16 protein-coding genes and 1 pseudogene are annotated in these 16690 nt (G+C 71.8%); 8 read left to right on the top strand and 9 right to left on the bottom strand.

Annotated features, from left to right (window positions below; genetic code table 11):
* Positions 1–88 precede the first annotated feature (88 nt).
* Positions 89–505 (top strand): hypothetical protein, encoded by a 417-nt coding sequence (locus ACEXOX_RS30415; RefSeq protein WP_406524283.1) that lies wholly within the window; start codon positions 89–91, stop codon positions 503–505.
* Between the two features lie 208 nt (positions 506–713).
* Here the strand turns inward: ACEXOX_RS30415 and ACEXOX_RS30410 are convergent, their stop codons facing one another.
* Positions 714–2537, bottom strand: a complete 1824-nt coding sequence (locus ACEXOX_RS30410; RefSeq protein ID WP_406524282.1) for a phosphoenolpyruvate carboxykinase (GTP) — start codon at positions 2535–2537, stop codon at positions 714–716.
* A gap of 243 nt (positions 2538–2780) precedes the next feature.
* Between ACEXOX_RS30410 and ACEXOX_RS30405 the strand changes: the two genes are divergently transcribed.
* The gene (locus tag ACEXOX_RS30405) at positions 2781–3509 is read left to right on the top strand and encodes a hemolysin III family protein (RefSeq protein WP_406524281.1); all 729 of its coding nucleotides are present in this window, start codon (positions 2781–2783) and stop codon (positions 3507–3509) included.
* Here the strand turns inward: ACEXOX_RS30405 and ACEXOX_RS30400 are convergent.
* Positions 3494–3760, bottom strand: a complete 267-nt coding sequence (locus tag ACEXOX_RS30400; RefSeq protein WP_406524280.1) for a hypothetical protein — start codon at positions 3758–3760, stop codon at positions 3494–3496. The genes ACEXOX_RS30405 and ACEXOX_RS30400 overlap by 16 nt on opposite strands.
* 155 nt (positions 3761–3915) lie before the next feature.
* Here ACEXOX_RS30400 and ACEXOX_RS30395 point away from each other — a divergent pair, with 155 nt between their 5' ends.
* The gene (locus tag ACEXOX_RS30395) at positions 3916–4539 is read left to right on the top strand and encodes a TetR/AcrR family transcriptional regulator (RefSeq protein ID WP_406524279.1); all 624 of its coding nucleotides are present in this window, start codon (positions 3916–3918) and stop codon (positions 4537–4539) included.
* Between the two features lie 48 nt (positions 4540–4587).
* Here ACEXOX_RS30395 and ACEXOX_RS30390 read toward each other — a convergent pair whose 3' ends face one another.
* The 3 genes from ACEXOX_RS30390 to ACEXOX_RS30380 form a co-directional block, all read right to left on the bottom strand.
* On the bottom strand, positions 4588–5031 hold the full coding sequence (locus ACEXOX_RS30390; protein WP_406526513.1) for a MerR family transcriptional regulator: 444 nt from the start codon (positions 5029–5031) through the stop codon (positions 4588–4590).
* A gap of 151 nt (positions 5032–5182) precedes the next feature.
* Positions 5183–6217, bottom strand: a complete 1035-nt coding sequence (locus ACEXOX_RS30385; protein ID WP_406524278.1) for an MDR family NADP-dependent oxidoreductase — start codon at positions 6215–6217, stop codon at positions 5183–5185.
* 107 nt (positions 6218–6324) lie between these two features.
* Complete coding sequence (locus ACEXOX_RS30380) at positions 6325–8364, bottom strand: thioredoxin domain-containing protein (RefSeq protein ID WP_406524277.1); 2040 nt, start codon at positions 8362–8364, stop codon at positions 6325–6327.
* 353 nt (positions 8365–8717) lie between these two features.
* Between ACEXOX_RS30380 and ACEXOX_RS30375 the strand changes: the two are divergent.
* Positions 8718–9283, top strand: a pseudogene (locus ACEXOX_RS30375) (Uma2 family endonuclease).
* A gap of 45 nt (positions 9284–9328) precedes the next feature.
* Positions 9329–9556 carry a hypothetical protein gene (locus ACEXOX_RS30370; RefSeq protein ID WP_406524276.1) on the top strand — a complete coding sequence of 76 codons (228 nt, stop codon included), beginning with the start codon at positions 9329–9331 and terminating at the stop codon, positions 9554–9556.
* On the opposite strand, the gene ACEXOX_RS30365 is transcribed toward ACEXOX_RS30370, so the two are convergent.
* Positions 9520–9678 (bottom strand): hypothetical protein, encoded by a 159-nt coding sequence (locus ACEXOX_RS30365; RefSeq protein WP_406524275.1) that lies wholly within the window; start codon positions 9676–9678, stop codon positions 9520–9522. The two genes, ACEXOX_RS30370 and ACEXOX_RS30365, sit on opposite strands and share 37 nt — an antisense overlap.
* Positions 9679–9917: 239 nt before the next feature.
* Here ACEXOX_RS30365 and ACEXOX_RS30360 point away from each other — a divergent pair, with 239 nt between their 5' ends.
* Entirely contained in the window at positions 9918–13205 is a 3288-nt protein-coding gene (locus ACEXOX_RS30360; RefSeq protein ID WP_406524274.1) for a tetratricopeptide repeat protein, read from the top strand.
* 111 nt (positions 13206–13316) lie between these two features.
* Here the strand turns inward: ACEXOX_RS30360 and ACEXOX_RS30355 are convergent, their stop codons facing one another.
* A complete protein-coding gene (locus ACEXOX_RS30355) occupies positions 13317–13673 on the bottom strand; it encodes a hypothetical protein (protein WP_406524273.1) in 357 nt (118 codons plus the stop codon).
* Positions 13674–13677: 4 nt separating this feature from the next.
* Positions 13678–14550, bottom strand: coding sequence for a mycothiol conjugate amidase Mca (gene mca / locus ACEXOX_RS30350; RefSeq protein WP_406524272.1), 873 nt, complete (start codon positions 14548–14550; stop codon positions 13678–13680).
* 94 nt (positions 14551–14644) lie between these two features.
* On the opposite strand from mca, the gene ACEXOX_RS30345 reads away from it, so the two are divergent.
* Positions 14645–15052 carry a DUF4307 domain-containing protein gene (locus ACEXOX_RS30345; RefSeq protein WP_361160184.1) on the top strand — a complete coding sequence of 136 codons (408 nt, stop codon included), beginning with the start codon at positions 14645–14647 and terminating at the stop codon, positions 15050–15052.
* A gap of 239 nt (positions 15053–15291) precedes the next feature.
* Entirely contained in the window at positions 15292–15789 is a 498-nt protein-coding gene (gene greA / locus ACEXOX_RS30340; RefSeq protein ID WP_406524271.1) for a transcription elongation factor GreA, read from the top strand.
* 98 nt (positions 15790–15887) lie between these two features.
* Here greA and ACEXOX_RS30335 read toward each other — a convergent pair whose 3' ends face one another.
* Positions 15888–16688 carry an ABC transporter permease gene (locus tag ACEXOX_RS30335; RefSeq protein ID WP_406524270.1) on the bottom strand — a complete coding sequence of 267 codons (801 nt, stop codon included), beginning with the start codon at positions 16686–16688 and terminating at the stop codon, positions 15888–15890.
* Between the last annotated feature and the right edge of the window lie 2 nt (positions 16689–16690).

Below are 16690 nucleotides of genomic sequence, written 5' to 3'. Positions count from 1 at the left end.
CCGTACGTGGACTGTACGGATCACAACTTTAGACAGTGTCTAAGCTAGGATGGTCTCCTAGCCTTGAGCGTTGCCAGGAGGCCGTCCCATGTACGAACCGATCCGCACCAAGTCGGTCCACTCCATGGCCGCCGACCAGGAGGTCCCTCACCGGTCCCGTACCGAGGAACTGGACATCCGGCTCGCCGGTCATCTGACCGCGCTGCTCACCGTCACCGACGAGCTGCGCGCCACCGTCACCGATCCCGCACTGGACGAGGCCGCCGAGCGCATCGCCGAGCAGGTGACGCGGCTGCGCGGCGGGGCGTACCCGCTGCGTGCCGCGCCGACCGGCGGCGGCGACCCGGCCCGCGCGCCCCGGCTGCACCGGCGCGCCCGGATGCTGGCCGGGAGCGCCCTTGCCGTCGCCACCTCGCGGTCCGACGCCGCGGCCGCCGCGCTCGCGGCGGAGCGCATGGAGGCGCACGAGGCCGACGGGGCGGTGCAGGAGCTGGCCACGGCTTGATCCGGGCCGAGCCGACTCGATCCGAGCCGGGTAGGGGCGGGACGACCGCGAGCCGCCGGCCCGGCTGACCGCTGACCGCTGACCGCTGACCGCTGACCGCTGACCGCTGACCGCTGACCGCTGAAACGAGACGGCCGGGGCCACGTGTTCGTGCACGTGACCCCGGCCGTCGGCCGTGGGGCCCGGTCCGTACCGGGCCGTTCCCGTACTACCCCAGTCGGCGTACGAGCGCGTGGTACTCGTCCCACAGTTCCTTCGGTGTGTGGTCACCGAAGGTGTTCAGGTGGTCGGGGATGAGCGCCGCCTCCTCGCGCCACACGTCCTTGTCGACGGTGAGCAGGAAGTCCAGCCCGGCGTCGTCCAGGCCGAGGCCGTCGGTGTCCAGTGCCTCCTTCGTCGGCAGCACGCCGATGGGCGTCTCGACACCCTCGGCCTTGCCGTCCAGGCGCTCGACGATCCACTTCAGCACCCGGCTGTTCTCGCCGAAGCCCGGCCACACGAAGCGGCCCGACGCGTCCTTGCGGAACCAGTTGACGTAGTAGATCTTCGGCAGCTTCGCCTGGTCCTTGTCGGCGCCGACCTTGATCCAGTGGCCCATGTAGTCGCCCATGTTGTAGCCGCAGAACGGCAGCATGGCGAACGGGTCGCGGCGCAGCTCGCCGACCTTGCCCTCGGCCGCGGCGGTCTTCTCGCTCGCCACGTTCGCGCCGAGGAAGACACCGTGCTGCCAGGTCAGCGACTCGGTCACCAGCGGTACGGCGCTGGCGCGGCGGCCACCGAAGAGGATGGCCGAGATCGGCACGCCCTTGGGGTCCTCCCACTCGGGCGCGATGATCGGGCACTGGCCGGCCGGGACGGTGAAGCGGGCGTTGGGGTGGGCCGCCGGGGTACCGGACTCCGGCGTCCAGTCGTTGCCCTTCCAGTCCGTCAGGTGGGCGGGCGCCTCCTCGGTCATGCCCTCCCACCACACGTCGCCGTCGTCGGTCAGCGCGACGTTGGTGAAGACGGAGTTGCCCCACATCGTCTTCATGGCGTTGGCGTTGGTGTGCTCGCCGGTGCCGGGCGCGACACCGAAGAAACCGGCCTCCGGGTTGATCGCGTACAGGCGGCCGTCCTCGCCGAACCGCATCCAGGCGATGTCGTCACCGATGGTCTCGACCGTCCAGCCGGAGATCGTGGGCTCCAGCATCGCGAGGTTGGTCTTGCCGCAGGCGCTCGGGAAGGCCGCGGCGACGTACTTGGCCTCACCCTGCGGCGGGGTGAGCTTGAGGATGAGCATGTGCTCGGCGAGCCAGCCCTCGTCGCGCGCCATGACGGAGGCGATGCGCAGCGCGTAACACTTCTTGCCCAGCAGGGCGTTGCCGCCGTAACCGGAGCCGAACGACCAGATCTCGCGGTCCTCGGGGAAGTGCGAGATGTACTTCGTGGGGTTGCACGGCCACGGCACGTCGGCCTCACCGGCGGCCAGCGGGGCGCCGAGGGTGTGCACGGCCTTGACGAAGAAGCCGTCCTCGCCCAGCTCGTCCAGGACGGCCTGGCCCATCCGGGTCATGGTGCGCATCGAGACGGCGACGTACGCCGAGTCGGTGATCTCCACGCCGAGCGCGGAGAGCGGCGAGCCGAGCGGGCCCATGCAGAACGGGACGACGTACATCGTCCGGCCGCGCATCGCGCCGCGGAAGACGCCCTGCTCACCGGTGAAGATGTCGCGCATCTCCGCCGGGGCCTTCCAGTGGTTGGTCGGGCCGGCGTCCTCCTCCTTCTCGGAGCAGATGAAGGTGCGGTCCTCGACCCGGGCGACGTCGGAGGGGTCGGAAGCGGCGTAGTAGGAGTTGGGGCGCTTGACCGGGTCCAGCTTCGTGAAGGTGCCCTTCGCGACGAGCTCCTCGCACAGGCGCTCGTACTCCGCCTCCGAACCGTCGCACCACACGACGCGGTCCGGCTCGGTGACGGCTGCGATCTCGTCGACCCAGGAGATCAGTTCCTGGTGGTTGGTCGGTACGGGGGAGGGAGCCGCGTTGTCGCGCGCCACGATCGCTCCTAGATGAGGGTTTGGGACGGACCACTGTCCGCGTACACGCCGGCAGAGCCCGCTTCTGAAGATGCCTGCCCCTTGGGGGCTGCGACCCGGATGCTTCGCGACCGCTCATCCGGTGCCGACCGCACTCATTTGATCATCCGATCCTCATGGGCATCTGTCCAGAGGAGGTTCTCGTGACCGTCACCACTTCCGGACCGATCTGTAACCTACGGTTGCGTAGGTAGCATTGCGCCCATGACTTCCGCGCCCGACGCCGCCGAAAGCCGCTCTTCCTCCGTCACCAGCGCGGCCGCCGACGCAGCATCCGCGGTCGCCGCGAAGGCCGCGCCGCTCAAGCCCAAGCTGCGGGGCTGGCTGCACGCGGGGATGTTCCCCGCCGCCCTCGTCTCCGGAGTGGTGCTCACGGCCCTGGCCGACAGCACCCGCGGCCGGATCGCCTGTGCCGTCTACACCCTCTCCGCGTGCCTGCTCTTCGGGATCAGCGCCCTGTACCACCGCGGTAATTGGGGCCCACGTGCCGAAGCCGTGCTACGGCGACTGGATCACGCCAATATTTTCCTGATCATCGCGGGCACCTACACCCCGCTGACCATGCTGCTGGTCCCTGGCGGCCGCGGCCAGGCACTCCTGTGGGCCGTGTGGGCGGCCGCCCTCGCCGGCATCGCCTTCCGCGTCTTCTGGGTGGGCGCGCCGCGCTGGCTCTACACACCCTGCTACATCGCGATGGGCTGGGCGGCCGTCTTCTTCCTGCCCGACTTCGCGCGCAAGGGCGGCATCGCCGTACTCGTCCTGGTCGTCGTCGGCGGCATCCTCTACAGCGCGGGCGGCATCATCTACGGCATCAAGCGCCCCAACCCCTCACCGCGGTGGTTCGGTTTCCACGAGGTCTTCCACTCCCTGACACTGGCGGCGTTCGTGGTGCACTACGTCGGCATCTCACTGGTGGCCTATTCGCACGCCTGAGGCACCCGGCGCGACATCCACGCCGCCGACGACACCCGCACCGCCGCCCTCCGCGCCGTCCTCACCGCCCCGTCGGCGCGCGCCCCCGCACCCTGACGTGGCCGCGGCCTCGACGCCGCGGCCACCTGCCATGCCAGGGCCGTCACCCCGGCCAGCACCAGCGCGACCACCGCGGTCGTGCCGCCGACGAGGAACCCTCCGACGCACAGCGCTGCCGCGAACACGGCGAACACATCGATCGCAGTACGCATACCCGCAACACCCCCTCCAAGCATCACTGACAGTGATCTTGCCCTCGCTGAAGCGTTACACACACCACTGACAGACAAGGGCATATCAAGGAACACCGACGGTCCGACACCCTCCTGCGTGCGGAAGCGGCCCGGACCGCCGGACAATGACGCTCATGGCCCGCGCACAGAACTCCGCCACTCAGCCCGGCACTCCCAAGGTCGGGCTGCGGGAGCGGAAGAAGATCCAGACCCGGCAGGCGATCCGCCGGGCCGCCTACCGGCTCTTCGCGGAGTACGGCTACGAGGCGACCTCCGTCGACCGGATCGCCGAGGCCGCCGAGGTCTCCCCCAGCACGGTCTTCCGCTACTTCCCCACGCGGGAGGACATCGTGCTCACCGACGAGTACGACCCGCTCCTGGAGGCGGGGCTGCGGGCCAGACCCGCCGGCGAGCCGATGACCGAGTCGATGCGGCACGTGGCCGTCGAGGCGCTGCGGCGCCTGTCGGCCGAGGAGCGCGCCGAACTGGTCCAGCGCGCCCGGCTCATCCGCGAGGTGCCCGCGATCCGGGGCCGTACGGCGGAGAACACCGCGCGGGACAGCGCCATGATCAGCGCCGTACTGGCGGAGCGGACCGGCCGCTCCGCCGACGACCTGGAGGTCCGGGTGATCTCCACGGCCCTTCTGGCCGGGCTCCAGGAGGCGCTGCTGCACTGGGTCGCGGACGGGCAGCGGGACGATCTCGGCACCCTCATCGACCGCGCGATGAACGTACTCGGCCGGGGACTGACGCTGTGAGCGCGCGCCGCGCCCGCACCGCCTCACTCCCGTAAGGCCCTCCCTCCCTCACTCCCGTAAAGCCCTCCCGTACGGCGCCACCCGCCCCGGCTCCCTGGCCGGTTCCCCCAGCCGCCGGGCCAGCCGCCCGCGCAGCCGCGTCAGCCGCACGATCCGGGCGTCCAGGTCGGCCAGCCGACGGCGGGCCACCTCCGCCGCCGTACGGGAGTGCTGCGTCGGCCCGAGGTCCGCCACGCCGCCCTGGGTGAAGAACAACTCCGGAATGCCCTCGGGCGGCAGCGCGTCGAGCAGCGGCGCGAAGGACCGGATGTCGCCCACCGTCAGCCCGGCGTCCAGCAGTTCACGCACCGTACGCAGCTTCCGTACGTCCTCCGGCTCGTACACCCGGTGCCCCGACGGCGTACGCCGGGCGATCACCAGCCCGTGCTCCTCGTAGTAGCGCAGCGCCCTGGCCGTCATGCCCGCCGCGGCCGCGGCGTCCCCGATCCGCATCCGGTCCTCCCCCGCCGGGGCCCGGTCGGTGGTGCCCCGCTGCGTACGTCGTCTCACTCAGACCGTACGTCGTCGGCCGGAGCACACCGACGGACCCGCGCCACGGGAAGCCCCCTCACCTCTGCCCTCAGCTCCTCCCTCGCCACTCCCCTCACAACTCCACGAGCACAGCTCCCAGATGCCGCCCCTCGATCAGCTCCCGCAGGGCGCGCGGCGCCTCCTGGATGCCGTGCAGCCGCGCGTGCGGGAAGGTGAGGGTGCCGTCCCGGAGGCTGCGCCCGAAGACCTCGTTCCACTCGGGGATCAGGTCGGGGTGGTCGTAGAGCGCGATGCCGCGCAGGGTGACGCCGCGCGCCACCAGGGACAGCGTGTCGATCTCCGTGGTGTGCGTGCCGGCGTCGGAGAGCTGGTTGGAGAGCGCGCCGACGAGTGCGATACGGGCACCGCGGTTGGCGAGCGTGATGGCGGCCTGCAACTGCTCGCCGCCCACGTTGTCGAAGACCGCGTCGACGCCCTCCGGAGCGGCCTTGCGCAACTGCTCCTCGATCGGGCCGGCACCGCGGATCACCGCCGCGTCGTACCCCAGCTCGTCGACCAGGCGGTCGGCCTTGCGCTGCGATCCCGTACTGCCGATGACCCGCCCGGCACCACGCAACCGGGCGATCTGGCCCGCCAGCGACCCGACCCCGCCGGCCGCGCCCGACACGAACACCGTGTCCCCCGGGCGCACCTCGGCGCCCCGGACGACGCCCATGTAGGCGGTCGGGCCCTGCGACAGGTAGGCGGCCGGGTCGGGCAGCAGGTCACGGTCCCTGCGGTGCACCTCGGCGGCGTCGACCAGGGCGTACTCCCGCCAGCCGAAGTGGTGTTCCACCAGGTCACCGGGGGTGAAGTCGGTGCCGGGCGCGTCCACCACCTCACCGACGGCCGACCCGTACAGCGGCTCGCCCGGTACGAAGGACGGCATCGGGACCGTGGTGTCCTCGTCCATGAGCGTCCGCATGACGGCGGCGACGGCCATGGTGGTGTTGCGTACAAGCACCTGCCCGGCCGCCGGCTCGGGCACCGGCACCTCGACGACCTCGAACAGGTCGTCGGTGAGCGGGCCCCGCGGGCGGCCTGCGAGGCGGACTTCGTGGTGGGTGGCGGGGAGGCCGCCACCGGTGCGGTGCGTGCGGTTCGTCATGCCGTCACGCTAAAAGTTGACGCCCGCGTGAAGTTCAAGCCCGCTTTGCGGCCTAGGACTTCGGACGGAGGAGGTCGGCGGGACCGGGGGCATGCCGGCGCCCCCTCTCAGCCGCCGCTCAGCTTCTCCCCCAGTTCCCCGGGGTCGGTCGCCGGCCGCTCGCACGTGAAGTGGCGGCAGACGTACGCGGCGGCCCGGCCGTCGGCCAGCGGGCGGTCCTTCAGCAGCGGCACCTCGTCCGACCCCGGCTCCCCGAAGGCGACCACCGCACCGGGCGCGGTGCCCAGCAGGGCGGCGCGGTGCAGCGCCCGGGTGGCCGGGTCACCGTCCGGACCGACCACCGCGACCTCGCGCGGCCCGTCCAGCGCGGCCTCGGCGACGGCCAGCCCCCACCCGATGAAGCGCGGCGCCCGGCCGCTCAGCGCCTTGACGACGCCGAGGGCGCGCTCGGCGGCGTCCCGGTGCGGGCTGCTGCCGGTCAGCGCCGCGTACGACAGGAGCGCGCCGGCGGCCGCGGTCCACCCGGAGGGCGTGGCGTTGTCGGTGGGGTCCTGCGGGCGGCGGATCAGCTGCTCGGCGTCGTCGGCGGTGTCGTAGAGCGTGCCGTCCTCGGCGGTGAAGTGGACGAGCACGGTGTCCAGGAAGAGGCCGGCGAACTCCACCCAGACGCCCTCCCCGGTGACCGAGGAGAGCGCGACGAAGCCCTCGGCGACGTCCGCGTAGTCCTCCAGGACGCCGGTGTTGGCGCCCGCGACGCCGTCCCGCGAGGTGCGGTGCAGCCGTGCCTGCCAGTCCATGTGGACGCGGACGAGCAGGTCGGCGGCGTCCGTGGCGGCCTGCACCAGGTCCGGCCGGTCGAAGTAGGCGCCGGTCTCGGCGAGGGCCGCGACGGCCAGGCCGTTCCAGGCGGCGACGACCTTGTCGTCCCGCCCGGGGCGCGGCCGGGAGTCGCGAGCCGCGCGCAGTCGCTCCTTGATGCTCGCGATCCGTGCCGCGTCCACCAGGTCGTCGGTGTCGGGGAGTTGCAGGACGGAGGCGCCCTCCTCGAAGGTGCCCTCCTGCGTCACGCCGAAGTGGTGCGCGGCGATCCCGGCGTCCTTCTCCCCCAGGACGTCGCGCAACTGCTCCGGCGTCCACACGTAGTACGCGCCTTCGACGTGCCGGCCGCTGCCGTCGTCGGAGTCGGCGTCCAGCGCGGAGGCGAAACCGCCCTGTTCCGTACGGAGTTCCCGCACCATGAACTCGGCGGTCTCGACGGCGACACGACGGGCCAGGTCCGACCCGGTGGCGCGCCACAGGTGCGCGTACGTACGGCAGAGCAGCGCGTTGTCGTACAGCATCTTCTCGAAGTGCGGCACCGTCCAGGTCTCGTCCACCGCGTAGCGCGCGAAACCGCCGCCGAGCTGGTCGTAGATGCCGCCGCGGGCCATCGCCTCCGCGGTCGCCTGCACCATTTGCAGGGCGGCCTCGGACTGCGTACGGGCGTGGTGGCGCAGCAGGAATTCCAGCGCCATGGACGGCGGGAACTTCGGCGCGCCGCCGAATCCGCCGTGTACGGCGTCGAAGTCGCGGGTCAGCGTGAGCAGCGCGTTCGCCAGGTCCTCCGGGCCCGGCGGCACCGGTTCACCGTTGGCCAGCGACGCGGAGAGCGACCGCGCTGACAGGTCGGCGACGATCCGCCCGGCGACCTCGCCCACCTCGTCCCGGCGGTCCGTCCACGCGCTCCGCACCCCCTGGAGCACCTGCGGGAAGGAGGGCATGCCGTGACGCGGCTGCGGCGGGAAGTACGTACCGAAGTAGAACGGCTCACCCTCGGGCGTCAGAAAGACGGTCATCGGCCAGCCGCCCTGCCCGGTGGCGGCCTGCACGGCCTCCATGTACACGGCGTCCACGTCGGGCCGCTCCTCGCGGTCCACCTTCACCGGCACGAAGTGCTCGTTGATCAGCGCCGCGATCCCCGCGTCCTCGAAGCTCTCGTGCGCCATCACGTGGCACCAGTGGCACGCGGAGTAGCCGACCGACAGCAGCACGGGCACATCGCGCCGTCGCGCTTCCTCGAAAGCCTCCGGCGTCCAGGGCCACCAGTCGACCGGATTGTCCGCGTGCTGAAGCAAATAAGGCGAGGTCACGCCAGCCAGCCGGTTCATGCGGTCCAGCCTCTCACAGTGCCCGATCCGGCCGGTGAAGCGCGCACGGGCGCTGCCTCGCTCGGCTGAATCGCGCTCATGGGCTGTCGCGGGGTGAGCGACAGCCTCCTCATCCGCCACAACTCGCCCGGGACGAGGGCGTCAGGGCGGCTCACCGGGCCCACCTGGCGGACGTCGACGCGTCCAGGGAGAACCGCCGGCCTCAGGGCTGCCGGTGAGCCGGGGCAGGGACGGAACGGAGCGAAGCGGAAGGACGATCGCGCTCTCGCCGTATCAGGCACCTCGACGGCACAGGGCAGTAGGCTGATCCCAGCAGCGCCCGAACTGTTGAGGCTCCTCGGAGGAGGTACACCATGTCCGCCGAGATGGTGGCACCCGCGTGGATGCACACCCAGATCACCGCGGAGCAGTACGACTCCTGGTCCGAAGAACAGTGTGCCGGCATTGAGATCGTGGACGGGATGGTCGTCGTGAGCCCCAGCGCCTCCAAGCGGCACAACCGTCTGGCCCGGATACTCGCCAATGCCCTGGACGCCGCCGCAGGCCGGACTGGAACGCCGACACGGGCTTCGACGTCCGGCTGCAGGACGTTCCCCTCACCAACCGCCGCCCGGATGTCACCGTCTACCGGGCGGAGACCATCGACCTCACACCCACCCGCCCCGACCACGTACTCCTGGTCGTCGAGGTCGTGTCGCCCGGTTCGGAGACCACCGACCGGGTCGTGAAGGTGAACCAGTACGCCAAGGCCGGAATCCCCTTCTACTGGCGGGTCGAGCAGGCCGCCACCGGCGTCCCCGTCATCTACACCTACGTCCTCGACCCCGCCACCAGGGCCTACCGGGACGGCGAGGTGTTCACCGGCGTGATCAAGGCTGCCGCGCCCTTCTCCGTCGCCGTGGATCTGGGAACCGTCTGATCGAGCTGCAAGGCCATCACTGAAGCTGTCCGCCACCGGCTCGCGATGGACGGGCTCGCCGAGATCGTCGCCTCCCGCGAGGCCGAACACGGCGCGCTCACCGAGCAGGAGATCGAAGCGGCACACCAAGAGCTGTTCGGCGACGAGGGCGCGCGGGACACGGCCAGGGCGCCGCGCGAAGGAGCCGCGCGCCCGCTTCGTGGCGATTCGCGGCCCCGGGCGTGCGTGTCGCGGGCTCAGGCGATCGCCGCGATGTCCCCGTCGCCGAAGTAGCCGGCCTGGTGCAGCCGGTCGCCCAGCACGACGGCGAAGCGGGCGAGGATGCCCTGGTCGGAGATGTGCCCTCGCTCGATCTGTGACACCCGTCCCTTGGTGACGCCCATGGGGTCGGCCACGTCCTGCCGGGTCGGCCCACCCAGCCCGAAAGCCCCTCGGTGGATAGCCCACGGCCAACGCGGGGAGTTATCCACAGGCCTGCCGGATTTCGCGCGGAAGCGGAACACTGTGGGTACGGGAACCGATCACCGCGGGCCGGGGCGGGGCGCTGCTCCGGCCGTCGGGGAGCGGTGGGAGGCCGGGGAGTCCGGGAGTGCCGGGACCTGCCGGGACGCTGGGAACTGCAGGAGGGGAAGGCATGGCGGGCTCACTGGCTGTGCTGCGCGACCGTCATCGGGCGGAAGCGGACGGGCTGTTGTCGCGGGCCGTCGAGGAGGAGGTCCGGCGTTCGGGCGGGACACTGGACCGGGGTGTGCTGCTGGCCCGGGCGCGGGCGGTGCTGGACGAACTGGCCGGTGCGGCGTCCGAGGAGTACGGCGCGTACGTGCACGCGCTGGACGAGTCGGCGGCCGGGCAGCGCCCGCTGTCCGAGCGGCTGACGCGCAAGGAGTTGAGCACGCCCGCGGTGGCCACGGCGGTCGCGGCGGTCGCCGCCTTCGGCACGGACCTCGCGTTCGGGACGGGGCCCGGCACGGCGTTCGGCGTCGGTGTCTCGGTGGTGGCCGCGGGCGCCGCGGCCACGGTCGTGAAGCTGACGGCGGGACACTGGCCCGCGGCCCACCGGCAGGCGGGGATGCGCGGGCAGCCGGGCGGGCCCGAGCAGTTGCGGTTGCAATGGCTGACGGCCCTGGAGGTACGCGGTATCCGGCCGTTCCTGGACCAGCAGCGGATGCTCACGGCGACGGCGCGCGGCAGTTCCTCCGGTACGCCCGCGGCCTCCCGCGGCAGCCGGGTGCCGCAGCTGCGCGGCGCGGACCGCAGCGCGGCGGCCCGCCAGCGGTCCGTGCTGGAGCAGTCCTTCTCCCATCTGCCGCAGCCGGAGCAGCTGTTCGCGGGGCGGCGGGCCCATCTGGCGCAGATCGCGCAGTGGGTGCACGCGGCCCGCGCGAGTACGGAGACCCGGCCGACGGTCGTGGTGCTGCACGGCGAGCCCGGCTCGGGGCGTACGGCGCTGGCGGTGCGGGCCGCGCACCAGCTGCGGGACCAGTTCCGCGGCGCGTGCGTGGTGGATCTGCGCGGGGACACCCCGGGCGAGACGCCGCTGCCGACCAGGGACGCGCTGCTGCATCTGCTCAACCGGCTCGGCGCGCCGCGCGAGCAGCTCCTCTTCCGCGAGCGCCCCTCCCAGGAGCAGCACGTCAAGCGGCTCACGGAGCTGTACCACAAGCATCTGACGGGCCTGCCCGTCACGGTTCTGCTGGACGACGCCTCGGACCCGGAGCAGGTGCGCCTGCTGGTGCCGGACCGTTCCGACAGCCTGGTGCTGGTGACGACCCGCGAGCCGATGGACCTGCCCGGCGATCTCCAGGCGTGGGTGCATCAGCTGCCGGTGGGCGCGCTGGACTCGGCGGGCACCGAGGAGCTGCTGCGGGCGGCGGCCGACGAGTCCGTGGGCGAGACCGGTCCGTACGACCATCAGTCCGTCGAGCGGATCGCGCAGCTGTGTGCGGGGCTGCCGCTGGCGCTGCGGGTGGCCGGTTCGTCGCTGGGGCCCCGGTCGCCCGCCACGCTGGCGGCGGACCTCGCGGAGAGCGCCGCGCGCTCTCCGGCCGCCGAGGACCGGGCGACCCCGGCCGAGGCGGCACTGTGGCTGCGCTACGGCGACCAGCCGGAGGCGTCCCGCCGGCTGCTGCGCCGGCTGGCGCTGGTGGGGCGGGCCAGCCTGGGGGCGGCCGCCGCGGCGGCGCTGCTGGGCGTGGACGTGCCGGAGGCCGAGCGGCGGCTGTCGGCGCTGGCCGCCGCGGGCCTGATCGAGCACGTGCGCGGCGACCGCTACCGTCTGCACGCCCTGGTGCACCATTTCGCGCACGCCCGCCTGGTGGACGAGGAGGACCCGGCCGAGCGTGCCACGGCCCAGGAGCGGCTGATCCGCAGCTACGCGGAGCTGGCGGACTCGGTGATCCGCCTGGTGGACGGCCGTACGTCCACCCGTGCCGACCGCTTCGGCTCGCACGGCTTCACCTCGCTGGACGCCGCGCTCCAGTGGCTGGACGACGAGACCAGCTTCATCACCGCCGCGCTGCGCCACGCCGACCAGGACGTGGACCAGGCGACCGTCTCGCACCTGCTGGGCGCCCTGGCCGACTACTGCCTGCTGCGCGGCGACCTGTACCGCCTCGGGGAGCTGAGCGAGCTGACCAAGGCCGCCGACCGGGGGCTGCTCGTACGGTCCGTGCAGTGGCGCACCGGCATCGCCGCCCGGCAGCTCGGTGAGCTGGACAAGGCCCGTACGACCCTGACGTCGGTGGTCAACCTGTATTTCGAGGCGCAGCACCCGGTCGGTGCCGCGCGCGCCCTGCGCGACCTGGGGATCACGCTCCAGCAGCAGGGCAATCTGACGGAGGCCGCGGCGAAGCTGCGCGAGGCCCTGGAGATGCAGTCCGGCCCGGAGGTGCGCGGTGACCGGGCCTGGACGCTGCACGCCCTGGCGGCCGTGGAGCGCGACCGCGCGCAGGTGGCCGAGGCGCTGGCGCTGCTGCGCGAGTCCCTGGAGCTGCACCGGGAGAGCGAGAGCCTGCACGGCCAGGCGTGGGCGCACTTCCAGCTCGGCCAGGTGTATCTGCGGATGGGCGAGGTCCCGGAGGCGGAGCGCGAGTTCCACGCGGCCATGGATCTGTACGGCCGTACGCACGACGACCGCGGCGAGGCGTGGGCGATGACCCAGCTGGCGCGGGCCCGGCTGGTGGACGCCGACCCGGCCCCGGCGGTGGACCGGCTGCGCCAGGCCCTGCCCCTGCACCGCCGCCACGAGGACGCCCGCGGCGAGGCGTGGACGCTGTACTACCTCGGCCAGTCGCTGGAGGAGGAGGGCGACCTGGACGCGGCACTGCGGCACCTGGAGCGGTCCCGGACGATGTTCAGCCGGATGCAGGACGGCTACGGCCTCGCCTGCGCCCGGCACCACTCGGGGCGCGTCACCCGTGACCTGCGGGCCGCGCAGACCGGCTCACTGCGCAACAGCGGCTTCGCCCGGCAGCTCCTCCAGGACGCCCGCAAGGACTTCCAGCGGATCGGCGTGCCGCACGGGGAGGCGTGGTCCTGCCTGGAGTTGGTGATCATCGACGCGGGCAACGGGCGCGCGGCGCAGGCGCTGGAGCTGGCCGACGAGGCGGCGCGGACGTTCGCCGGCTACGGCGACCGGCGCGGCGAGGACTGGGCCCGTTTCCTGCGCTGCACGCTGCTGCCGTTCGCCTCACCGGGCGGCTCGGTGGTCGGCGCGGCGGTCGCGCAGGAGGAGCTGGCCCGGCTCGCGCAGGAAAGGCACCCGACCCGGGACTCGAAGCTGGAGGACTGCGCGGAGACGTTCGCGCTGCTGCTGGAGCGCGGCGTCGAGCCGGAAACGGGGTGGGAGGCATGGCGGCTCGGCATGGTGCCGAACCGCCACGCGCGCGAGGTCATGGGGGTGACCGTTCCCTCGTCGCAGTGACCTGGGGCGCTCCCCGGCGGGGTGGCCGGAGGCGATCCCTCAGTGGGGTGACCGGGGTGGCCTGGGCGGCCGGAGGTGTCCCCCGGCACAGCAAGACGTCCGGGGACGCGCTCAGCCCGCCTCGGGCCGTGCCTTCCCCGAGGGCTGCCCCTTCGCCTGGTTCTTCGGCGCCTGGCTCTTCGGCGCCTGGCTCTTCGGCGCCTGATTCTTCGGCGCCTGATTCTTCGCCTGCCCCTTCACGGCGCCGGGCGTCTCCGTGCCGCCGGAGGTGCCGGGCGCCTCCGGAGCCTCCTCGAAGTCGACCTTCTTCATCCGCTTGTTCATGGACTTCATCAGCAGCCACACGGCGCCGCCGATGACCGCGAACACGATGAAGCCGAGGACGCCCGGGGTCACCTTGTCCTTGTCGAAGCTGTCGGCAAGGGTGACGAAGGGCGTCACGGCGAGGGTGCTAGTCGCGCTCATCATGGAGTCAATTGTTGCGGATGCCCGCGAAGAGGTCGTCCTCGGGGAGGGACGTGTCGACGAGCGACTTGGCGAGCTCGTACTCCTCCGTGGGCCAGACCTCCTTCTGGATGTCCATCGGCACCCGGAACCAGCCGCCGTCGGGGTCGATCTGCGTCGCGTGCGCGATCAGCGCCTTGTCGCGGATCTCGAAGAATTCGGCGCAGGGCACGTACGTGGTCAGCGTGCGCTCACGGCGCTCGAACTCCTTCCAGCGCTCCAGCCACTCCCCGTACGGAGAGTCCAGGCCGCGCTCCAGCAGCGCCTCGTGCAGCGCGACGGTGCGCGGCCGGTTGAAGCCCTGGTTGTAGTAGAGCTTCTGCGGCTGCCAGGGCTCGCCGGCCTCCGGGTACTTCTCCGGGTCGCCGGCCGCCTCGAAGGCCACCATCGTGATCTTGTGGGTCATGATGTGGTCGGGGTGCGGGTAGCCGCCGTTCTCGTCGTAGGTCGTGATGACCTGCGGCTTGAACTCGCGGATCAGCTTCACCAGCGGCTCGGCCGCGGCGTCGACGTCCTGGAGGGCGAAGCAGCCGTCGGGCAGCGGCGGCAGCGGGTCGCCCTCGGGCAGCCCTGAGTCGACGAATCCCAGCCACTCCTGCTTGACGCCCAGGATCTCCCGGGCCTCGTCCATCTCCTTCTTGCGCACCTCGTGGATGTGCTCCTCGATGTACGGGTCGCCCTGGAGCTTGGGGTTGAGGATGGAGCCGCGCTCCCCGCCCGTGCAGGTGGCGACCAGCACGTCCACCCCCTCGGACACGTACTTGGCCATGGTGGCCGCGCCCTTGCTCGACTCGTCGTCGGGATGGGCGTGGACTGCCATCAGTCGCAGCTGCTCAGTCAAGACTCGATCCTCAGTGAAAGGCCGGAGAAGATGTTTCCTATAGTGACCGAAGCACGGGGCGATTAATTCCGGAGCCCCCGGCAGGAGGACGATCATGAGCGCGGTGCGCGAAGGGCTGCCCGACGGACGCTATGGCCGCTCCGCCGACCAGCGCGCCGACCGCAAGCTGAAGATCGTCGGCGCCGTGCTGGGCGTGGCGCTGCTCGGTGTGGTCGGCTGGTCCGGTTTCTCCTACATCTCCGGGCAGGACCTCAGCGGCCGGGTGATCACCTGGGACCGGGTTTCGGACAGCGCGGTCAAGGTGCATCTGGAGGTCGTCAAGGGCAAGGACGACACCGGTACGTGCACGCTGCGCTCGCAGGCCGACAGCGGCGCCGAGGTGGGGCGCAAGGACGTCACCGTGGACGCTCCGAAGGAGCAGGTGGACGTCGAGGTCACGATCCGTACGACGGCGCGGGCGACCAACGCCGTCCTGGTCGGCTGCACGTCCTCCGGCGGCTGATCCGGCGCACCCCGGCGGCCGCCCCGCGGCCCCCGCGCCCCGCACCGCCCGGTGTGTCGCCGGGCCCGCTCCGGGCCGGCGCGCTGACCGGGCACGATCCGGCCGGATGACGTTCCCGGCGAAATTCCCCTTCCCCGTTTTGTGCCGGAATTGTTAGGCTCGTGGTTTCGCCCACCCGTGGAGGCGCAGCCTTCCTGGTAGGGCGTTTGATTTATCCCCAGCACCGACGAGGAGCACCTGTGACCCAGACCAGCGACAACGTCACCTGGCTGACCCAGGAGGCGTATGACCAGCTCAAGGCCGAGCTGGAGTACCTGTCTGGTCCCGCACGCGCCGAGATCACCGAAAAGATCGCGGCGGCCCGCGAGGAAGGTGACCTGAAGGAGAACGCCGGGTACCACGCGGCCAAGGAAGAGCAGGGCAAGCAGGACCTTCGGATGCGCCAGCTCAAGCAGCTGCTGGAGTCGGCGAAGGTCGGCGAGGCGCCCGCCGCCACTGGTGTCGTGGCCCCCGGCACGGTCGTCACCATCGCGTTCGACGGAGACCCGGACGACACCCTGACGTTCCTGCTGGCCTCGCGGGAGTACGCGAGCTCGGAGATCGAGACCTACTCCCCGCAGTCCCCGCTGGGCTCCGGAGTGAACGGCAAGAAGATCGGCGAGACGGCTCGGTACGAGCTCCCCAGCGGCAAGACGGCCTCGGTGAAGATCCTCGAAGCCAAGCCGTACAACGGCTGACCACCGGGCCGCGTCCGCCCGTGGCCCGACGACGACCGGCCCGGAGCCCCAGCGGCTCCGGGCCGGTCGCGTCCGTGTGCGCCCCGTCCGGTCTCCGGTCAGCCGGCCGCCTTGCGGTACTTGCGGACCGCGAGCGTACGGAAGAAGACGAGGATCAGCACCGACCACAGCACCGAGGCGACGACCGGGTGCTGCATGGGCCAGGCGTCCGGGGTCTTGAAGCCGGGCGGCAGGTTGCCGAACAGCTCACGGGCGGCCTGGACCGTGGTGCTGAACGGGTTCCACTCCGCGATGTGCCGGAAGACCGTCGGCAGCTTGTTGGAGTCCACGAAGGCGTTGGAGATGAACGTCAGCGGGAACAGCCAGATCAGCCCGCCCGAGGTGGCGGCCTCCGGCGTGCGTACGGACAGGCCGATCAGCGCGCCGATCCAGGAGAACGCGTAACCGAGCAGGAGCAGCAGGGCGAAGCCCGCGAGGACGCTGCCGATGTCCGTGTGCGTACGCCAGCCGATGAGGAGCGCGACGAGGGCGAGCACGACCATCGTCAGCGCGGTCTGCACCAGGTCGGCGAGCGTCCGGCCGGTGAGGACGGCGCCGCGCGCCATGGGCAGCGAGCGGAACCGGTCGATCAGGCCCTTGTGCATGTCGTCGGCGATGCCCGCGCCCGCCCCGGCGGTGGCGAAGGTGACGGTCTGCGCGAAGATGCCCGCCATCAGGAACTCGCGGTAGGTCTGCTGCGAGACCGAGCCGCCGACCTGGATCGAGCCGCCGAACACGTACGTGAACAGGACCACGAACATGATCGGCTGCACCAGCCCGAACAGGATCATCTCGGGGATCCGCTTCATACGGATCAGGTTCCGCCGGGCGAGGACCAGGGAGTCGGACGCGCTGCTCATGA

The organism is Streptomyces sp. Ac-502 (assembly GCF_045222935.1).
GTDB lineage: Bacteria > Actinomycetota > Actinomycetes > Streptomycetales > Streptomycetaceae > Streptomyces > Streptomyces monomycini.
This window is presented reverse-complemented; position numbering and strand designations above follow the sequence as displayed.

Excerpts from the sequence above, each read along its gene's own strand:
- ACEXOX_RS30415 (WP_406524283.1), top strand. The coding sequence starts at position 89 with ATGTACGAACCGATCCGCACCAAGTCGGTCCACTCCATGGCCGCCGAC.
- ACEXOX_RS30405 (WP_406524281.1), top strand. The coding sequence starts at position 2,781 with ATGACTTCCGCGCCCGACGCCGCCGAAAGCCGCTCTTCCTCCGTCACC.
- ACEXOX_RS30400 (WP_406524280.1), bottom strand. The coding sequence starts at position 3,760 with ATGCGTACTGCGATCGATGTGTTCGCCGTGTTCGCGGCAGCGCTGTGC.
- ACEXOX_RS30395 (WP_406524279.1), top strand. The coding sequence starts at position 3,916 with ATGGCCCGCGCACAGAACTCCGCCACTCAGCCCGGCACTCCCAAGGTC.
- ACEXOX_RS30390 (WP_406526513.1), bottom strand. The coding sequence starts at position 5,031 with ATGCGGATCGGGGACGCCGCGGCCGCGGCGGGCATGACGGCCAGGGCG.
- ACEXOX_RS30385 (WP_406524278.1), bottom strand. The coding sequence starts at position 6,217 with ATGACGAACCGCACGCACCGCACCGGTGGCGGCCTCCCCGCCACCCAC.
- ACEXOX_RS30380 (WP_406524277.1), bottom strand. The coding sequence starts at position 8,364 with ATGAACCGGCTGGCTGGCGTGACCTCGCCTTATTTGCTTCAGCACGCG.
- ACEXOX_RS30370 (WP_406524276.1), top strand. The coding sequence starts at position 9,329 with ATGGACGGGCTCGCCGAGATCGTCGCCTCCCGCGAGGCCGAACACGGC.
- ACEXOX_RS30360 (WP_406524274.1), top strand. The coding sequence starts at position 9,918 with ATGGCGGGCTCACTGGCTGTGCTGCGCGACCGTCATCGGGCGGAAGCG.
- ACEXOX_RS30355 (WP_406524273.1), bottom strand. The coding sequence starts at position 13,673 with ATGATGAGCGCGACTAGCACCCTCGCCGTGACGCCCTTCGTCACCCTT.
- ACEXOX_RS30345 (WP_361160184.1), top strand. The coding sequence starts at position 14,645 with ATGAGCGCGGTGCGCGAAGGGCTGCCCGACGGACGCTATGGCCGCTCC.
- ACEXOX_RS30335 (WP_406524270.1), bottom strand. The coding sequence starts at position 16,688 with ATGAGCAGCGCGTCCGACTCCCTGGTCCTCGCCCGGCGGAACCTGATC.